16 protein-coding genes are annotated in these 17450 nt (G+C 64.6%); 11 read left to right on the forward strand and 5 right to left on the reverse strand.

Annotated elements, in window-relative coordinates; genetic code table 11:
• The first annotated feature begins 7 nt into the window (after window positions 1-7).
• The 5 genes from ACZ9A3_RS12905 to ACZ9A3_RS12925 all read left to right on the forward strand — a co-directional run bounded on the left by ACZ9A3_RS12905 (window position 8) and on the right by ACZ9A3_RS12925 (window position 5464).
• A complete protein-coding gene (locus ACZ9A3_RS12905; RefSeq protein WP_093381551.1) occupies window positions 8-820 on the forward strand; it encodes an AraC family transcriptional regulator in 813 nt (270 codons plus the stop codon).
• An 81-nt stretch (window positions 821-901) separates the two neighbouring features.
• Window positions 902-1297 (forward strand): hypothetical protein, encoded by a 396-nt coding sequence (locus tag ACZ9A3_RS12910; protein WP_093381548.1) that lies wholly within the window; start codon window positions 902-904, stop codon window positions 1295-1297.
• Between the two features lie 5 nt (window positions 1298-1302).
• Window positions 1303-3963 (forward strand): DUF4132 domain-containing protein, encoded by a 2661-nt coding sequence (locus ACZ9A3_RS12915; protein ID WP_476252727.1) that lies wholly within the window; start codon window positions 1303-1305, stop codon window positions 3961-3963.
• Window positions 3964-3992: 29 nt separating this feature from the next.
• The gene (locus tag ACZ9A3_RS12920) at window positions 3993-4418 is read left to right on the forward strand and encodes a hypothetical protein (RefSeq protein WP_093381540.1); all 426 of its coding nucleotides are present in this window, start codon (window positions 3993-3995) and stop codon (window positions 4416-4418) included.
• Window positions 4415-5464: an NAD(P)/FAD-dependent oxidoreductase gene (locus tag ACZ9A3_RS12925; protein ID WP_093381535.1), complete on the forward strand. Its 1050-nt coding sequence runs from the start codon at window positions 4415-4417 to the stop codon at window positions 5462-5464. The genes ACZ9A3_RS12920 and ACZ9A3_RS12925 overlap by 4 nt, the downstream gene beginning before the upstream one ends.
• Here ACZ9A3_RS12925 and ACZ9A3_RS12930 read toward each other — a convergent pair.
• A complete protein-coding gene (locus ACZ9A3_RS12930; protein WP_213604027.1) occupies window positions 5454-6329 on the reverse strand; it encodes a LysR family transcriptional regulator in 876 nt (291 codons plus the stop codon). The genes ACZ9A3_RS12925 and ACZ9A3_RS12930 overlap by 11 nt on opposite strands.
• Window positions 6330-6460: 131 nt before the next feature.
• On the opposite strand from ACZ9A3_RS12930, the gene ampC reads away from it, so the two are divergent.
• Window positions 6461-7618 (forward strand): class C beta-lactamase, encoded by a 1158-nt coding sequence (gene ampC / locus ACZ9A3_RS12935; protein WP_476252728.1) that lies wholly within the window; start codon window positions 6461-6463, stop codon window positions 7616-7618.
• Between the two features lie 12 nt (window positions 7619-7630).
• On the opposite strand, the gene ACZ9A3_RS12940 is transcribed toward ampC, so the two are convergent.
• Both ACZ9A3_RS12940 and ACZ9A3_RS12945 read right to left on the reverse strand, forming a co-directional pair.
• On the reverse strand, window positions 7631-8254 hold the full coding sequence (locus tag ACZ9A3_RS12940) for a glutathione S-transferase family protein (RefSeq protein ID WP_093387487.1): 624 nt from the start codon (window positions 8252-8254) through the stop codon (window positions 7631-7633).
• Window positions 8255-8257: 3 nt separating this feature from the next.
• A complete protein-coding gene (locus ACZ9A3_RS12945; RefSeq protein ID WP_045194106.1) occupies window positions 8258-9049 on the reverse strand; it encodes a helix-turn-helix transcriptional regulator in 792 nt (263 codons plus the stop codon).
• Between the two features lie 166 nt (window positions 9050-9215).
• Here ACZ9A3_RS12945 and ACZ9A3_RS12950 point away from each other — a divergent pair, with 166 nt between their 5' ends.
• The 3 genes from ACZ9A3_RS12950 to ACZ9A3_RS12960 all read left to right on the forward strand — a co-directional run bounded on the left by ACZ9A3_RS12950 (window position 9216) and on the right by ACZ9A3_RS12960 (window position 12638).
• Window positions 9216-10310, forward strand: coding sequence for a DmpA family aminopeptidase (locus ACZ9A3_RS12950; protein WP_045194107.1), 1095 nt, complete (start codon window positions 9216-9218; stop codon window positions 10308-10310).
• A gap of 86 nt (window positions 10311-10396) precedes the next feature.
• Entirely contained in the window at window positions 10397-11770 is a 1374-nt protein-coding gene (ppnN, locus tag ACZ9A3_RS12955) for a nucleotide 5'-monophosphate nucleosidase PpnN (RefSeq protein WP_045194108.1), read from the forward strand.
• Window positions 11771-11951: 181 nt separating this feature from the next.
• The gene (locus ACZ9A3_RS12960; RefSeq protein ID WP_093381520.1) at window positions 11952-12638 is read left to right on the forward strand and encodes a TIGR04211 family SH3 domain-containing protein; all 687 of its coding nucleotides are present in this window, start codon (window positions 11952-11954) and stop codon (window positions 12636-12638) included.
• 60 nt (window positions 12639-12698) lie between these two features.
• On the opposite strand, the gene ACZ9A3_RS12965 is transcribed toward ACZ9A3_RS12960, so the two are convergent.
• Entirely contained in the window at window positions 12699-13583 is an 885-nt protein-coding gene (locus ACZ9A3_RS12965) for a DMT family transporter (RefSeq protein ID WP_476252729.1), read from the reverse strand.
• A 96-nt stretch (window positions 13584-13679) separates the two neighbouring features.
• Here ACZ9A3_RS12965 and ACZ9A3_RS12970 point away from each other — a divergent pair, with 96 nt between their 5' ends.
• Window positions 13680-14237 carry a helix-turn-helix domain-containing protein gene (locus ACZ9A3_RS12970; protein WP_045194110.1) on the forward strand — a complete coding sequence of 186 codons (558 nt, stop codon included), beginning with the start codon at window positions 13680-13682 and terminating at the stop codon, window positions 14235-14237.
• A gap of 14 nt (window positions 14238-14251) precedes the next feature.
• Window positions 14252-14761, forward strand: coding sequence for a methylated-DNA--[protein]-cysteine S-methyltransferase (locus ACZ9A3_RS12975; RefSeq protein ID WP_093381512.1), 510 nt, complete (start codon window positions 14252-14254; stop codon window positions 14759-14761).
• A gap of 235 nt (window positions 14762-14996) precedes the next feature.
• On the opposite strand, the gene ACZ9A3_RS12980 is transcribed toward ACZ9A3_RS12975, so the two are convergent.
• Window positions 14997-17396 (reverse strand): TonB-dependent siderophore receptor, encoded by a 2400-nt coding sequence (locus ACZ9A3_RS12980; RefSeq protein WP_476252730.1) that lies wholly within the window; start codon window positions 17394-17396, stop codon window positions 14997-14999.
• Window positions 17397-17450: the final 54 nt, after the last annotated feature.

Below are 17450 nucleotides of genomic sequence, written 5' to 3' on the forward strand. Positions count from 1 at the left end.
CCCGCCAGTGTCGCCAAAAGGACAACCGCCCGCCTTCACCCCGCAGTCACTGGAGCAGCTGACGGCACTGCCGCGCCCGGTGTATGGCCATGTGCAGGCGCTGCCCAACGTGGTGCTCGGCTACCGCCATAGCCATCCGTGGGGGCAGTTGTCCTATGCCATTCGCGGCGTGCTGGAGGTGCACACCGACCAGGGTTTCTACCTGGTGCCGCCGCAGCGCGCAGTGTGGCTGCCGGCGCACGTGCCGCACCGGGTCAGTTGCGCCGACGACACCTGCCTGCGCAGCCTGTACCTGGAGCAAGCACCGGCAAGCTGGCGCGAGCCGCAATGCCGGGTAGTCGCGGTCAAGCCGCTGTTGCGCGAGCTGATCCGCAGCTTCAGCGAACTGCCGGTGGAATACGACAGCGAGGGCCCCGACGGGCGCCTGGTGCAGGTGCTGCTCGACCAGTTGGACAATGCAGAACAACAGCAATTGATGCTGCCGCTGCCACTGGACTCTGAGTTGCGCGCCCTGTGCAGCCACCTGCAGGCACAACCCGATTCGCCGACCGGGCTGGCCGACTGGGCGCGGCAAGCCGGCGTGTCGGAGAAAACCCTGAGCCGGCGTTTTCAACGCGAAACCGGCCTGAGCTTTCGCCTCTGGCGCCAGCGCATGCGCCTGCTTTGCGCCCTGCCGGCCCTTGAGCGCGGCGAGCGGGTCACCGACGTGGCCCTGGCCTGCGGCTACGAATCACTGTCGGCGTTTATCGCCGCCTTCGGCAAGCAGTTCGGCCTACCGCCGGGGGAGTTCTTTCGCGCACGCAACGGCAGTGATGGTTGAGCGCCTGCACGTCGAAATCCGCCGACCAGCCTGATACTCTTGCGCCCATTCGTTTTGCCTCTTGCCAGAAAAGGAGTTCCCATGGCAACGCTCACCGTCCGCGACGAGTCGGTTTCGGGCGAAGTCTTCGACGATTTCGCCCTGCACTTTGCCACCGACACCATCACCGTGCGCCAACTGATCCGCGAACGGGTCCATCAGGAAGTCCTGCAGCGCAGCACTGAAACCGGCCACAGTCGGCGCCAGCGCCTGGTCAACCCCGAACCGCTGGAAGCTGCGCTCAATGGCGAGCCTGTCATCGAGCGCCAGACCATCGATTGGCGCAAGCAGGTCGACATCGCCTGTGAGGCCTTCGAGCGCAATGGCTTTTTCATCCTGCTCGACGAGCGTCAGGCCGAAAGCCTCGACGAAGTCCTGACCATCCGCCACGACAGCGTGGTCAATTTCATCAAACTGACCCCGCTGGTAGGAGGCTGAACCTCATGGCACTGGAACAACTTCAGGCGTTTCGCCACGACCGCGCGCAAACCGAACTGGGCCCGGTCGAGCACATCGGCCCGGACGGCTACCCGCTGCTGGCCGGCTCCGAACTGCGCCACGAGCATGAGCTGATCGGCGAACTGCTGCCGCTGCTGCAAAAAATTCACGGCCGCCCCGACGCCATGGTCTTCGCCCTGGGCAAATTGCCGGCGGTGATGGCCCTGAGCCCTGACCCGGCGCTGCGCACGCGCCTGGTGCTGGCGCTGATCGAACGGGTGGTGGCCTACAACGGTGAGCTGAGCACCGCCAGTGCCGGGCATGCCTTCTCGCACATTTTCGACTACGGCGTACTGCCGGCGCTGATGACCTGGCTGATGGAAAACGGCGCCGACGTCGGCCAGCTGGCCGAGCCTGTGATGCAGTGGTTCACCAGCTACCGCTTCGCCTATTACGGCACCCTGCCGACCCTGACGGTGACCGACTGGGTCATCGCGCAACACTTCAGCACAGTGCCAACCGACCTGCGTGACCTGCTGATCATGCTGCGCAGCCAGTGCGCCGACCTGGGCCACTACGGCAACTTCGGCGAACAACTGCTGGCCAAGCTCGACCCGCTGCTGGGCAGCGGCGCCTGGCAGGTGTTGGCGCCGTGCGAACACTGGACCCAACTGGCCCTGGAAGACCTCGAACAACTGAGCCCCGAGGTGCGCGAAGACTGGCTGGCGCTGTTGCGTCAGGCCGCTGCGGCAACTTCGGCGCGGCCCTCGGCGAAATGGCTGAAGAACGCCCAGGCGCTGTTGGCCAAGGTCGGTGAAGCACCGATGCGGGCGGCACTGCTGCGCTGGTTTGCGCGGGTCGATGCCGGGCGCTGCGGCGCGTTGCTCAACGTCGGCTGGGAAAGCACCGATGACCGCGCACGCATGCACGATGGCAACGCCACGGTGCTGCGCGGCCTGTTGTGGATGTGCGCGCCGCTGGCCGACAGCGAACTGACCCGGGCCATCGCCCGCCTGGCCCTGAGCGCCTACCGCAAGGTGCGCGGCATCGGCCCACGGGCGCCCAAGGTCGGCAACGCGGCGGTGTTCGCGCTGTCGTCGATCCCAACCAGCGAAGCGGTCGGGCAACTGGCCTTGCTCAAGGTGCGGGTCAAGTTCGGCACCGCGCAGAAGGAAATCGAAAAAGCCTTCACCAGCGCCGCCGAAGCACTGCAACTGCCCCGTGACCAGATCGAAGAACTCGGCGTGCCGACCTACGGCCTGGAACAGGTCGGCCTGCGCCGCGAAAGTTTTGATGACGGCGCCTTTGTCGCCGAGCTCAAGGTCGATGGCAAGGCCGCTACCCTGAGCTGGTTTCGCGCCGACGGCACGCCGCAAAAATCGGTGCCGGCCAAGGTCAAGGCCGACTACAAGGACGAGCTCAAGGAGCTGCAAGGCGCGCTCAAGGACATCGGCGCCATGCTGCCGGCCCAGGCCGAGCGCCTGGACAGCCTGTTCCTGCTGGAAAAGCACTGGCCGTACGATCAATGGCAGGAGCGTTACCTCGACCACCCGCTGATCGGCACCCTGGCGCGGCGGCTGATCTGGGTGATCAGCGACGGCGGCCAGCAGCACGCCGTGGTGTTCAACGAAGGCTGCCTGCAAACCCTGGACGGTAAAACCATCAGCCCTTCCAGCGCGGCGCAAGTGCGCCTCTGGCACCCGATCGGCCGCCCGCTGGAGGAGGTCCTGGCCTGGCGCGAGCGCATTGAAGCGCTGCAGATCACCCAGCCATTCAAGCAGGCCCACCGCGAGGTCTACCTGCTGACCGAAGCCGAGCGCAACACCGCCAGCTACTCCAACCGCTTCGCCGCGCACATTTTGCGCCAGCACCAGTTCCACGCCCTGGCCGCCGCCCGCGGCTGGCGCAACAAGCTGCGACTGATGGTCGATGACACCTACCCGCCGGCCAGCCGCGAACTGCCGGCCTGGGGCTTGCGTGCCGAGTTCTGGATCGAGGGCGTGGGCGACGACTATGGCGTCGATACCAACGAAGCCGGCGCCTTCCTGCGCCTGAGCAGCGACCAGGTACGCTTCTACCCCATCGACGCCGCCCAGCGCAGCGCCCATGCCGGTGGCGGCGGTTATGCCTTGAACCGCTGGGATAACGCCGTGGACGCTGCGCCCTTGCCGCTGGACCAGGTGCCGCCGTTGGTGCTCAGCGAAGTGATGCGCGATGTCGACCTGTTCGTCGGCGTCGCCTCGCTGGCCAACGACCCGCTGTGGGCCGACGGCGGGCCGGACGGCCGCTACCGCGATTACTGGCACAACCACTCGTTCGGCGAGCTGGGCGCCACCGCGCAAACGCGCAAGCAATTGCTGGAAAAACTGCTGCCGCGCATGACCCGCCTCAAAGACAAATGGACCCTGCACGGGCGCTTCCTGGAGGTCACCGGCAAGCTGCGCAGCTACAAGATCCACCTGGGCTCGGGCAACATCCTGATGCTGCCCAACGATCAGTACCTGTGCATCGTCCCCGACGCCAAGGCGCGGCAGAAAAACACCCCGCAGTACCTGCCGTTCGAGGGCGACGCGCTGCTGTCGATCATCCTCTCCAAGGCCTTGCTGCTGATTGACGACGACAAGATCAGCGACCCGACCATTACCCGGCAGTTGGCTTTGAAGTGAACGTACAAGAGGATCGCCCCGTGCCTGCCATGAGGCTGTTGCTGCTGAGTCTGTTGCTGGTCGGCACGGTTTGCGTAGCCGATGACGAGGACTATCCGGACCCGCTGTACGGCTTCGTGGTCGGGCCTTATGCACTGATCGGCAAAGCGCCGGACAACGGCGCCACGTATTCGGGCCGGGCCACGCTGCGCTATGTGGACGGGCAACTGCTGCTGGCAACGACCATTGACGGCAAGACCCGCACCGCCATCGGCCAGGTCGAGGTCGCGGCCATTGCCAAGGCCAAGGTGCTGCGTTTCACTTGGCCCGGTCACCGTTCGACCTGCCTGATCCACGGCGACCTGGACAACTACGCGCGCCTGACCTGCTACTGGCAACGCGACGGCGTCGAGCACAAGGAGCCGGGCATGGAAAGCTACTTCCCGACCGCCACCTGGCCGGAGAATCGCCAATGACAGCCGAGGCCGAGCGCCCGCACGTGGTGGTCATCGGCGCCGGTATCGTCGGTGCCTCGATTGCCTATCACCTGAGCAAGCACACCCAGGTGACAGTGATCGACAAGGGCCAGCCGGGCCTGGGGGTCACCTCGCGAGCCTTTGGCTGGATCAACACCACGGCGCCGCAGCCTGGCGAATTCGCCGCCTTGCGCAATCTGGCGATTGGTGAGTATCACCGCCTGCAAGACGAGCTGGGCGCGGCGCCGATCAACTGGAGCGGCGCACTGTCGTTCAGTGCAGCGCCCTCGCCCGCCGCTGGCGTCGAGCCGATCGACCCGGCTCGCGTGCGAAAGCTTGAGCCGCAGTTCAAAGCGCCACTGCAGCAGGCGCTGTTTGCACCGCAGGAAGGCTCAATCGACCCGCTGGCGATGACCCGCTTGCTGCTGGAACGCGCCCAGGCCAACGGCGCCAGGGTGCTCAGCGACACGCAGGTGCTGGCGATTGAATGCCGGGACGGCGCCGTCGCGGCGCTTGTCAGCGCAGAGGGACGGATCAGTTGCGAGCGCCTGGTCGTAGCGGCAGGCACCGCGTGCAAGGCCTTGCTGCAGCCCTTGGGCATCAGCTTGCCACTGCATCCGTCGCCGTCGATCCTGATCCGCCTGCGGGCGCAACGGCGGCTGGTACACACCCTGATCGCCAGCAGCGAACTGGAAATCCGCCAACCGACGCCGGAGCTGATCCTGGCCGCCGAAGACTACCTCGACGCCGACGGCGAAGACGGTCCCCAGGGCATTGCCCAGCGGGCGCGCAATACCATCCGCAACAGTTTGCACGGCGGCCAGGGCCTTGAGCTAATCAGTACCGAGGTTGGCTTGCGACCCATGCCGGATGATCGCATCCCCATTATCGGTGCCTTGCCAACTGTCAGCGGCCTGTACCTGGCGGTGATGCACTCGGGCGTGACCCTGGCGGCCGTGGTCGGCCGGCTGGTGGCGCAAGAGCTGATCGACAGCCGACTGGCGCCCGAGCTGCAAGGCTGCCGGCCTTCGCGTTTCAGCCTGTAGCTGCCTTCAACAGCCAGGCTTTGAACGCCGCCATCGCCGGGCTTTCGGCCTTGGACTGCAGGCGCGTCAGCCAGTAGCTGCCGGTACTGATGCCCAGGGCAAATGGCTGGCGAATGGCATCGCTGGCCAGCAGGCGTTCGAACATCAACGGTGGCGCCAGGGCCACACCGGCGCCTTGCAGGGCGGCGTCCATCATCCCCAGCGACGAATCGAAGACCATGGTCCGCGACGGCTGTACCGCGCCCGGCAGGCCAGCGGCCTGGAACCATTCGGCCCACTCATCGCTGCGGTAGGAACGCAGCAGGGTGTGTTGCAGCAGGTCAGCCGGGCTGTGCAACTGCACGGCAATCGACGGCACGCACAACACCGACAGCGGCGCCTCCAGCAACGGCATGGCATCGATGCCATGCCAGGCGCCGCTGCCAAAGCGGATGGCGTAGTCCAGGCCTTCGGCGGCGATATCGACGCGGTTGTTATTGGTCGACAGGCGCAAATCGATAAACGGGTGCAGGGCCTGGAACTCGGGCAGGCGTGGCAGCAGCCAGCCGAGCGCAAAGGTGCCCACCGCGCCGACGGTGAGTACTTCGCGGTAGTGGCCGCCGTCGAAGCAGTCGAGGGTCTGGGCGATGCGGTCGAAGCATTCGCGCAGCACCGGCAGCAAGGTTTCGCCTTCACGGGTGAGCATCAGCCCGCGCGGCAGGCGCTTGAACAGGGCGACCTTGAGCTGGGCCTCGAGGCTCTTGACCTGATGGCTGACCGCCGCCTGGGTCACGCACAGCTCGATGGCCGCGCGGGTAAAGCTCAAATGCCGGGCCGAGGCCTCGAAGGCACGCAGGGCATTCAGGGGCAGGTGTGGTCGGATCATGCAGACTCCCAAATTTTTCTAATGGCTGCTGCGAAATATCATCGTTTGTGCAACCTGGGCAAAGCGCCTAAATTGGCGCTCCCTGCTGCAGCCAGGCTCACAACAGTCCACTTAAGGAAAGGTTGCCGATCATGCACCAAAAAACCAACCTCAAGCCAGGGATTCTGGCTGCCTTTACCCTTTGCCTGGTTGCCGGGCAAAGCCTTGCGCAGACGCCGCTGGAGTCAACGGTAAGCGCCGCCGTGCGCCCGCTGATGCAGCAACAGGCAATCCCCGGCATGGCCGTGGCCATCAGCGTCGATGGCCAGCAGCACTACTTTAACTACGGAGTGGCCTCGAAACAGAGCGGCCAGCCAGTCAATGCCGACACCCTGTTCGAGATCGGCTCGGTGAGCAAAACCTTCACCGCCACCCTTGCAGGCTTTGCCCAGGCCAGTGGCAAGCTGAGCCTTGGCGATACGGCCAGCAAGCACTGGCCCGCACTCAAAGGCACCGCGTTCGATGGCATCACCCTGCTCAACCTTGGGACTTACAGCGCGGGCGGCCTGCCCTTGCAGTTCCCTGACGCGGTCAAGGGCGAAGCCGACCTGGCCGGCTACTACGGCCACTGGAAAGCCGACTACGCGCCGGGCACTCAGCGCTTGTATTCCAACCCCAGCCTGGGCCTGTTCGGCTACCTCACGGCGAAAAGCCTGGGAACGCCGTTCGCCCAGTTGATGGAACAACAGCTGCTGCCGCAACTGGGCCTGCAGCACAGCTACCTGCAAGTGCCTGGCGCGCAGATGGGCAACTATGCCCAGGGATACAACAAGCAGGACCAAGCGGTGCGCGTCGGCCCCGGGCCGCTGGATGGCGAGGCCTATGGATTGAAAGTGACCGCCGTGGACCTGCTCCACTACCTGGACCTGAACATGCAGCCGCACAGCCTGAGCAAACCGCTGCAACGGGCCATCGCCACCACCCAGACCGGCTATTACCAGGTCGGTGCCATGACCCAGGGCCTGGGTTGGGAGCAGTATGCCTACCCGGTCAGCCTTGAGCAGTTGCAGGCCGGCAATGCGCCGTCGATGGTGCTGGAGCCGCAACCTGTGAGCTGGCTGAAACCGGCGCGGCCGCTGCCAGCCGACACCTTCTTGAACAAGACCGGCTCGACCGATGGTTTTGGTGCCTACGTGGCGTTCGTGCCGTCAAAACGCATCGCCATTGTGTTGCTGGCGAACAAGAACTACCCGATTGCCGAGCGGGTGAAGGTAGCGCATCAGATCCTCACGGCTCTTGACCCGCGATGAGGCCAGTAGGCCTCACGGCAACCCGTTGCGCCCATGCAAGCGATAGCCTTCACGCACGTTCAGGCGCTCATAGTAAGCCTCGACCGCCGGCAACGCCGGGCGCTCCATGGGGGTCTGCAGCCAGCGGTTGACCGACAGGCCGATGGCGATGTCCGCCAGGGCAAAGTCCTGGCCACTGACATAGGCCCCGGTACGTTCCAGCTGACGTTCGAGGATGGTCATGTGCTTCGCCCAGTTGCGGCAACCCGCCGCCAGCGCTTGCGGGTCCTGGTGGGTCGGTGCCTTGCGCACCAACGAGACAAAGGCGTAGCTCCACGAACCGTTGAGGTCGGTGGCCTGCCAATCCAGCCATTGATCAACCCGCGCCCGCGCCTTCGGTTCGGCCGGGTACAACGCCTGGCCGCCATACTGGGCGGCGAGGTAGCGGATGATGCTGTTGGACTCCCACAAGACAAAATCGCCGTCGACGATCACCGGCACCATGGCGTTGGGGTTCAGCGCCAGGAACGCCTCATCCTCGGTCGAGCGAAAGCCCGAGCCCCAGTCCTCGCGCTCGAACGGCAACTGCAATTCGGCGCAGGTCCACAGCACCTTGCGCACGTTGATCGATGAAGCCTTGCCGAGTATCCGTAGCATCATTCACTCCTGATGGTCATGTTGTCCCAGGTGTTGCAAAAACAGGCTGAACAGCTCCGATTGGGACGAGACCCCAAGCTTGCTGTAGAGGTTGCGCCGGTGCACCTTGACCGTCTCCTGGGAGATGTCCAGGCGCTTGGCGATGGCCTTGCTGGAGTTGCCGCGCAGCACCAGGCGGGCGGTTTCCAGCTCACGCGCCGACAGCGTGTCGCTGCCAAAATGCTCCAGCGCCCGCTCGACCGGGGTCGAATGCTCGGCAACCTGCCGGGGATGCTGCTGGTGCCAGTGCTGGCGCATCAAGGCCAGCAGCCACGGCGCCAGCAGGCTCAGCTGGCCTATGGCCGCGGTGTTGTAACGCTGGTTGGCGCCCAACGAGATGGCCAGGACCTTGCCCGCATCGAGGTTGAGGATCAGTTGCAGCTCGTCCTCGCCGACCAGGGCACGAAAGTAGTTGTTGAAGTAGTCGCTCTTGCGAAACTCGTCCGGGGCGACCTCTTCCATGCGGTACACGCCATCGGCAAGGCCGTCGCGCATGGCCTGGATGAACGGGTCGAGCAGGTACAGACCGCCCAGGTACAGGGGCGCTGCCGCCGGCGCATCGCGAAAGCCGCGGTCGAATTCCTCCAGCACCTGCGGCGCGCCCTCGCGCTCCACCAGCAAGGCCAGGGCGGTGTCGCACGGCAGCAGTTGATCGAGCAGCACGATCAGCTGATGCCAGAACCCCGGCTTGCCCAACTGGTCGATGACCCGGGCCAGGCCATGGTGATGGGCAGCGGCTTCGAATAGCAGGTTCACCGGTAACTCCTAGGGGGTAACGATTGGGGGGAATCGCCAGCGGCAGGTCGGGCTCCTAGACTCTGCACACCGGCACGCAGTATTGCCGTTGCTCAAGCACTTGTCATGCGCTGCGAACAACGGCCCTTGCGCGCCCCTCGAACCTTCCAACAGGAGCTGTGAATCAATGCGTGTACGTGATCTGGGCATTCGTATCGGCGTCGGCACCCCTGGCGCGTTCAACGCCATTACCGACGTGCCGGGCGTGCGTGTCGGCCATCACACCGTGCAGCGCGGCAGCGGCGACCACGCGGTCAATACCGGCGTCACGGTGATCGAACCACGGGCCCAGGCCGCCAGCCTGCAGCCGTGTTTTGCCGGTGTGCACGTGCTCAACGGCAACGGCGATGCCACCGGCCTTGAGTGGATTCGCGAAGCCGGCCTGCTGACCACGCCGATTGCCTACACCAACACCCACAGCGTCGGCGTGGTCCGCGATGCGCTGGTGGCGGCCGAGCGCGAGATGGCCAAGGCCCGCACCTACTGGTGCATGCCGACGGTACTGGAAACCTACGACGGCGTGCTCAACGACATCTGGGGCCAGCACGTAACGGCCGAGCATGTCCACGCCGCACTGGCCGCGGCGCAATCGGGGCCGGTGGCCGAAGGGTGCGTCGGCGGCGGTACCGGGATGATCTGCCACGAGTTCAAGGGCGGTATCGGTACCTCGTCGCGGGTCCTGGACCGCGCGGCCGGCGGCTGGACCGTCGGCGTCCTGGTGCAGGCCAACTATGGCGTACGCGGCGCCCTGCGGGTGGCCGGCTACCCGGTCGGCCAGGTGCTGGGCGAGGTGCATTCGCCGTTCAGCGCGCCGCGCAATGTCGGCGAGCCGGGCATGGGCTCGATTGTCATCACCCTGGCCACCGACGCCCCGCTGCTGCCGCACCAATGCACGCGCCTGGCGCAACGGGCCAGCGTCGGCCTGGCCCGGGTCGGCGGCGGCACCGAGGACTCCAGTGGCGACATCTTCATCGCCTTCTCTACCGGCAACAGCCTGCCGGCAGCCAACTTCGGCCACCCCGGCGCGCCGACCAGCACAGTTGAGATGGTCAACAACGACCATATCTCGGCGTTGTTCAGCGCAGCGGCGGACGCCGTCGAGGAAGCCATCGTCAATGCCCTGCTGGCTGCCACCGACCTCGAGGCCCATGGCAGCAAGGTCCTGGCGCTGCGCCCCGAGCGTTTGCTTGAGGCCCTGCAGGCGGTCGGCTGGAAGGCCTGACAGCGAAAGGCACTCGTTGCTGCGACAATTTGTCGGTATGGTGGTGTTCTGAAGATGGACGTTTACCCGCTCACAGGAAACCCAGAATGCCCCAACGTGAAGTTATCAATGCATCTGTCAGCCCAAAAGGCAGCCTGGAAACACTGTCTCAACGTGAAGTACAGCAACTGAGTGAAGCCGGTTCCGGCAGCCTGTACACCCTGTTCCGCCAGTGCGCGCTGGCAATCCTCAACACCGGCGCGCACGTCGACAACGCCAAGACCATCCTCGAAGCCTACAAGGACTTCGAGGTACGCATTCACCAGCAGGACCGCGGCGTGCGCCTGGAACTGCTGAACGCCCCGGCCGATGCCTTCGTCGACGGCGAAATGATCGCCAGCACCCGTGAAATGCTCTTCAGCGCCCTGCGCGACATCGTCTACACCGAAAGCGAACTGGCCAGCCAGCGCATCGACCTGGAAAGCTCCCAGGGCATCACCGACTACGTCTTCCACCTGCTGCGCAACGCCCGCACCCTGCGCCCTGGCGTGGAGCCGAAAATGGTCGTGTGCTGGGGCGGTCACTCGATCAGCACTGAGGAATACCAGTACACCAAGAAGGTCGGCCACGAGCTCGGCCTGCGCAAGCTGGACGTCTGCACCGGCTGCGGCCCAGGCGTGATGAAAGGCCCGATGAAGGGCGCGACCATCGCCCACGCCAAGCAGCGCATGAGCGGCAGCCGTTACCTGGGCCTGACCGAGCCTGGCATCATCGCCGCCGAAGCGCCGAACCCGATCGTCAACGAACTGGTGATCCTGCCGGACATCGAAAAGCGTCTTGAAGCCTTCGTCCGCGTCGGCCACGGCATCATCATCTTCCCTGGCGGCGCCGGTACCGCCGAAGAGTTCCTGTACCTGCTCGGCATTCTCATGCACCCGGACAACCGCGGCCTGCCGTTCCCGGTCATCCTCACCGGGCCCAAGAGCGCCGCGCCGTACCTGCAGCAACTGCATGCCTTCGTGCGCGCGACCCTCGGCGACGAGGCCCAGGCGCACTACCAGATCATCATCGACGACCCGGCCGAAGTGGCCCGGCAGATGGTCGACGGGCTCAAGGAGGTCAAGCAGTTTCGCCGCGAGCGCAACGACGCCTTCCACTTCAACTGGCTGCTGAAGATTGAAGAAGGCTTCCAGCGCCCCTTCGACCCGACCCACGAGAACATGGCCGGGCTCAAGCTCAGCCGCGCGCTACCGCCTCACGAACTGGCCGCCAACCTGCGCCGGGCGTTTTCCGGGATTGTCGCCGGCAACGTCAAGGACAAGGGCATCCGCCTGATCGAAGAGAAAGGCCCGTACGAAATCAAAGGTGACAGCGCCGTGCTCGAACCCCTCGGCCACCTGCTGCAGGCGTTCGTCGACCAGCACCGGATGAAACTGCCGGGCGGTGCCGAATACGTGCCCTGCTACCGCGTCGTGAGCTGATTCAAGCCCCGCCCCCGCTTGCGGGCACAGCCTGTGCCCGCAACATTTGCTGCTATTTTCCTACCCCTTCAGTGAACCTGCCCGCAGAAATATGGTCTTTCAGCAGGCGGCCTGCGCGCACGCCGACTGTTCACCGGCCCAGTCATCGGGCTTTTATTGTTTATTTCACGCGAAGACCATCATGCCTATCTCTCGTCCCGTTTCTGCGGCGCCCGCGCTGTTTTCCTCCTGCAACCCGGGCGCGCGCCGCCTGCTGACCGGCAGCCTGATAGGCGCCCTGCTGGTTTTGGCCAACCCGCTGCATGCCGAAGAGGCAGCGCCCAGCAGCGAGCGCTGGGTCAGCGATAGCTTGAGCACCTACGTGCGTAGCGGCCCTACCGACGGCCACCGCATTGTCGGCAACCTCAAGTCCGGGCAAAAGGTCACACTACTGACCACCCAGGGCAACTACAGCCAGGTGCGCGGCGAATCCGGCGACACCGTGTGGATCACCAGCAGCGACCTGCAGGCCGTGCCCGGCCAGGCCGAGCGCCTGCCGCAACTGACCGAGCAGGTGACCCAGCTCAGCGAACAGCTCAAGACCATCGACGACAGCTGGAAGACCCGCGTGCAAGGCATGCAAGAGACCCTCGACTCGCGCAAGGCGCTGATCGACGAGCTGCAAGCACGCAGCAAGGCGCTCAATGCCGAGCTGAGCGACACCCAGTCGGAACTGCGCAGCACCCAGGCGCGCCTGGGTGACGAGAACAAACAGGTGTTGATGCGCTACATGGTGTACGGCGGCGGCATCGCCGGTGCCGGTTTGCTCGCGGGCTTGATCTTGCCGGCCTTGAGCCGTGGGCGCAAAAAGAATGACCGCTGGTTCTGATGGCTGATTGCGGGGCTACTGCGTAGCCCATCGCCGGCAAGGGCGGCTCCCACAAGAGCGCTACTTAGCGGTCGTGATCCGCAGCATCCAGCCAAAGGTCATCCCCGCCGCCGCCAGCAATATCAAGCCGGAACCGGCCAGTTGCAGCGCACTCAGCGGATGCCCCAGGGCCAGCCAGTCGACCAGGATCGCCACCACCGGATAGATGAACGACAAGGCGCCGACCAGGCTGGTGGGGATTTTCTGGATGGCGCTGTACAGCAGGGTCGACATCAAGCCGGTGTGGACGATGCCGATCGTGGCCAGAAGTGCCCAGGTAGCGGGCGCCAGGGCCAACCCCGGCAGCTGCGCAAACGGCGCCAACAGCAGCACCCCGACCAGCATCTGGATCAACACGATCAGGTGCGGCGCCACCCCCTGCAAACGCTTGGTGATAGCGGCAGCGACGGCATAGAAAAACGCCGCGCCCAGGGCCATCAGCACGCCCAGGCGGTAGTCTCCGGCAACGCTGTCAACGCTCGATCCGGCCATGACGATCAGCAGCATCCCGGCGAACGCCGCCAGCAACCAGCCGACCTTGTTGACGGTCATCTTCTCGGCGAACAGCAGCATGCCCAAACCCACCAGCATGAACGGCTGGGTGTGATAAACCACGGTGGTAACGGCAATCGAAGCATGGGTATAGGCACTGAACAGCAACACCCAGTTCAGCACCAGCGCGACCCCGCCCAACACCGCCGCCAGCGCCTGGCGGCCGCTAATCACCCTGCGCCGGAGCAAGCCCAGGCCGGCACAGGCCAGCAGCAACGCCAGCGCGCCAAACAGGCAACGCCAGAACACCACAGCCGCCGCCGGCTGGTCTGCGGCCAGCACGAACCAGCCCACCGTGCCGGAGATCACCATGGCCGCGGTCATCTCCAGGGTGCCACGTGTTTTCAGGTGCATGCTGAATCGACTCCTGTCATATCGAACAAAGGTCCGCTATGCTGAACAGATGAGTAGCGTTCGTCAAGACGAACAAATGACCGGTATAGAGAACACATGATCGAAGCCCATTCCCCCATCCTGCTGCTGGCCAGCGCCATCCGCCGCGAGCGCGAGCGCCTGGGCCTGTCGGTGACCGAGCTGGGCAAGCGCGCGGGCCTGGCCAAGTCGACCCTGTCGCAACTGGAGTCCGGGGTCGGCAACCCCAGCCTGGAAACCCTCTGGGCCCTGGCCACTGCGTTGCAGGTGCCGGTCAGCCGGCTGATGGGCCAGCCGCGCCAGCACGTGCAGGTGATTCGCGCCGCTGAAGGCGCCGCCAGCCATAGCGAGCAGGCCCATTACGCCGCCACCCTGCTCGCCGCCTGCCCGGCCGGGGCGCAGCGCGATATCTACCGGCTGCGGGTGCAGCCGGGTGAACCGCGGCGGTCAAAACCGCATCCACCGGGTACCCTTGAGCACGTGATCCTCTGCAGCGGCCGCGCCCGGGTCGGCCCGCTCGAGCAAGCGGTGACCCTGGAGGCCGGTGACTACATGAGCTATTCGGCCGACGCCCCGCACGTGTTCGAGGCCCTGGCCGCCGACACCCTGGCGGTGATGCTGATCGAACACGGCTGAAACGAGGACTGCCCATGAGCGAACTGCTGCTGCGCCGCCTGCACGTGCCGGAGCCGATTGGCCAGGTGCTGATCATCGGCGATGACCAACGGCTGTTGGCGCTGGAATTCGATGAGCCAGAAAAACGCCTGCTGCGGTTGCTGCGCACCCGTTTTGGCGCCGCTGTGCAATTACGCGAAACCGCTGGGCTGACGGCGCTTGCCGATGCTGTGCAGGCTTATTGCTCAGGCCAGTTGCAGGCGTTTGATGCGCTGGCAGTTGATGCCGGCGGCACGCCGTTCCAGCAACGGGTGTGGGCGGCGTTACGGGAAATTCCGCCAGGCACTACCCGCACCTACGGGCAGATTGCTGCACAGCTGGGTAACCCGGCAGCTGCACGGGCAGTGGGCTTGGCCAATGCGCTGAACCCGGTGAGCCTGGCCATTCCCTGCCATCGGCTGGTGGGCAGCAATGGCGCACTGACAGGTTATGGCGGCGGTATTGAACGCAAGCGCTGGTTGTTGCAACACGAACGCCACGCCTAGTTATATTATTTATAGATGTTATAATCGTCAGTTAATTGTTTTGGAGGGCAGTTTATGACTACATTTCAATTCATTGCCGGCATGGCCTTCTGCTTTGCAGCCCTTGCGCTAAAAGCCTACCTGATCCTGAAGCCGCCCGTAGAAGCCGGGCCTGACGCTCGATAAGCATATATAAGCCGGAATAACAGAACGCCCCCTTTTTTATAGATCAAGGGGGCGTTTTTTATTTAACCGATCAGAAATCCCAGCGCGTGGTCAGCATCAAATTGCGCGGGTCACCGTACGACATCGAGTTATAAAAACCGATGTTGGTGTAATAACGTTTATCGAACAGGTTATTGGCATTTACCGTGGCCGAAAAACGCTCGGTGAACTGGTAGCGGGCCATCAGGTCCACCAGCCAGAACGGGTCCTGGGCGAACTCCTCGTCGATGCCCTTGGGGCGGTTGCGCAGTACCTGCCAGCCCTTGCCCTGCCAGCGCGCGCCGCCGCCGACCGTCAAGCGATCAAGCGCGCCCTTGAGTTTGTAGCTGGTGTAGAAGCTGACCTGGTCTTCCGGCTCCCAGGTCGACACCTTCTGGCCCTCGTCATCGCGAATCACTTTGTGGGTGTAACCGCCCTGCAATTGCCAGCCCGGCGCCAGCTCACCCGAGACTTCAGCTTCGAAGCCCTTGGTCTTGGCTTTGACGCCCATCCAGGCGAAGCCCACCGCCGGGTTGGTCGGGTCGCCGTTGTACTGGTTGTCCTCGACGGTGCGGTTGCTCTGGTGGATCTCGAAATAGGCAAGGCTGGCGTTGACCCGGCCATCGAGGAACTCGCCCTTGATCCCCACCTCGTAGTTCTGCCCTTCGTCCGGGTCCAGCAGGCGGTCGGTGCGGTCGCGGAACCAGCTGTCCTGAGGCATGAAGATGTCGGTGTAGCTGGCGTACAGCGAATAGGTGTCGTTGAGGTCATAGACCGCGCCTACGTAAGGGATCAGGCGGTCGTTTTCCTTGTTGTCGGCGTCGATGCCGTCGTAGCTGTAGTTGACCAGGCGCCCGCCGAGCAGCAGGGTCAGGTCGTCGATCGGGTGCAGGCGCGCGGTGAGGTAAGTGCCGTTCTGGCGAACCTTGTCGTCGGTGCGCGCCGACACCGGGCCCCAGTCAGGTTCGCCGATGTCGCCGTCCCAGTTGGGAAAGTCGAGGATGTTGTTATTGGCATGGGTAACGTCGCGGTAGTCGTTGCCCTTCCAGCGCGAGGCGGTATAGGAGTTGCCGATCACCAGTTCATGCTCGCGACCGAACAGCTGGAACGGCCCGCTCAGGTACAGGTCGAGGGAGTCGCTCACGGTTTCGCCGGTGTACTTCTGCGCATAGATGCCGGCGGTGCCGTCCTTGCGTGGCTGGTAGCCCTGGATCGAGCCGAGCGGCGCGTGGTAGCCGTTGATCTTGTGATCGAACTGGGCCTTGGCCACCCAGCCGTTGTCCAGGTGATGCTCAAGGCTGGCGAACACGGTGCGGGTGTACTGCTCCCAGCTGCTCCATTTCGCTGCGTTGTTGAAGTGGTGCGAGACATTGTTGGTGTCGCCATTGCCATCGTATAGCGGCACGGTGCCCGACCAGCTGGAGCCTTTGGGGTTGTTGTCCTGGTAGTCGGCGCCGACGGTCAGCAGGGTGTCGGGGTCGAGGTCGAACTCGAGGATGCCGTAGTAGACGCTGGTCTTGCGCTGGTAGTGGTCGAGGAACGAGTGCTTGTCCTGATAGGCCGCCACCGCCCGGCCACGCACGTTGGCGCTGTCGGTCAACGGGCCGCTGACGTCCAGTTCGCTGCGGTAGTTGTCCCAGCTGCCGGCGCCCAGATCAAAATGGCCCTTGAACTCGGCGGTGGGTTTCTTGCGCACCAGGTTGATGGTCGCGCCCAGCGAGCCTGCGCCGGTGAGCAAGCCGGTGGCGCCCTTGAGCACTTCGACGCGGTCGTAGATGGCCATGTCGCTGAGGCTGTTGCCAGCCGAGTAACCGACGTTGCGCGAAGTCGAGGGAATGCCGTCGTACTGGAAGTTGCTGATGGCAAAGCCGCGGGCGTAGTAGCTGTTGCGCTCGGTGTCATAGGCCGAGACGGTGATGCCCGGGGTGTGGCGCATCACATCGTCGATGTTGTTGAGGCCGAAGTCATCCATGTGCTGGCGGGTCACCACGGTGATCGACTGCGGCGTCTCGCGCGGGGTCAATACCAGGCGTGTGGCGGTGGCAATGGTGCCGGGGGTGTAGGAGCGGCTTTCTTCGGTGATGGTCCCCAGCTGGTTGCTGGTGACCTCGGTGGCGCTGAGGTTGATCGCACCCGCCTCGTTCACTTCGCGCACCAGGCTGTAGCGCCCGTCGGCTTCCTTGATCAGCGCCAGGCCCTTGCTGGCGAGCAAGGCGCGCAGGCCCTCCTCGACCCCGTACTGGCCGCGCAGGCCTTCGCTACGCTGGCCCCGGGTCAGCGCCGGGTCAAATGACAGCACCACGCCGGCCTGGGCGGCAAAACGGGTCAGCACCTGGCCAAGATCGTCCTGGGCCAGGTCGTAGCTGCGCGCGGCCGATTCGGCCTGGGCCATGCTCAAGGGCAACAACAGCGCGCAACAGCGCAGGGCGTGGTGAATCGGGCGGGTTCTCATTCGATGCGTTCTCTTCTGGTTGGCATTCAGGCAGTGGGCCTGCCTTCCATAAGT

This window comes from Pseudomonas sp. TE4620, assembly GCF_056279045.1.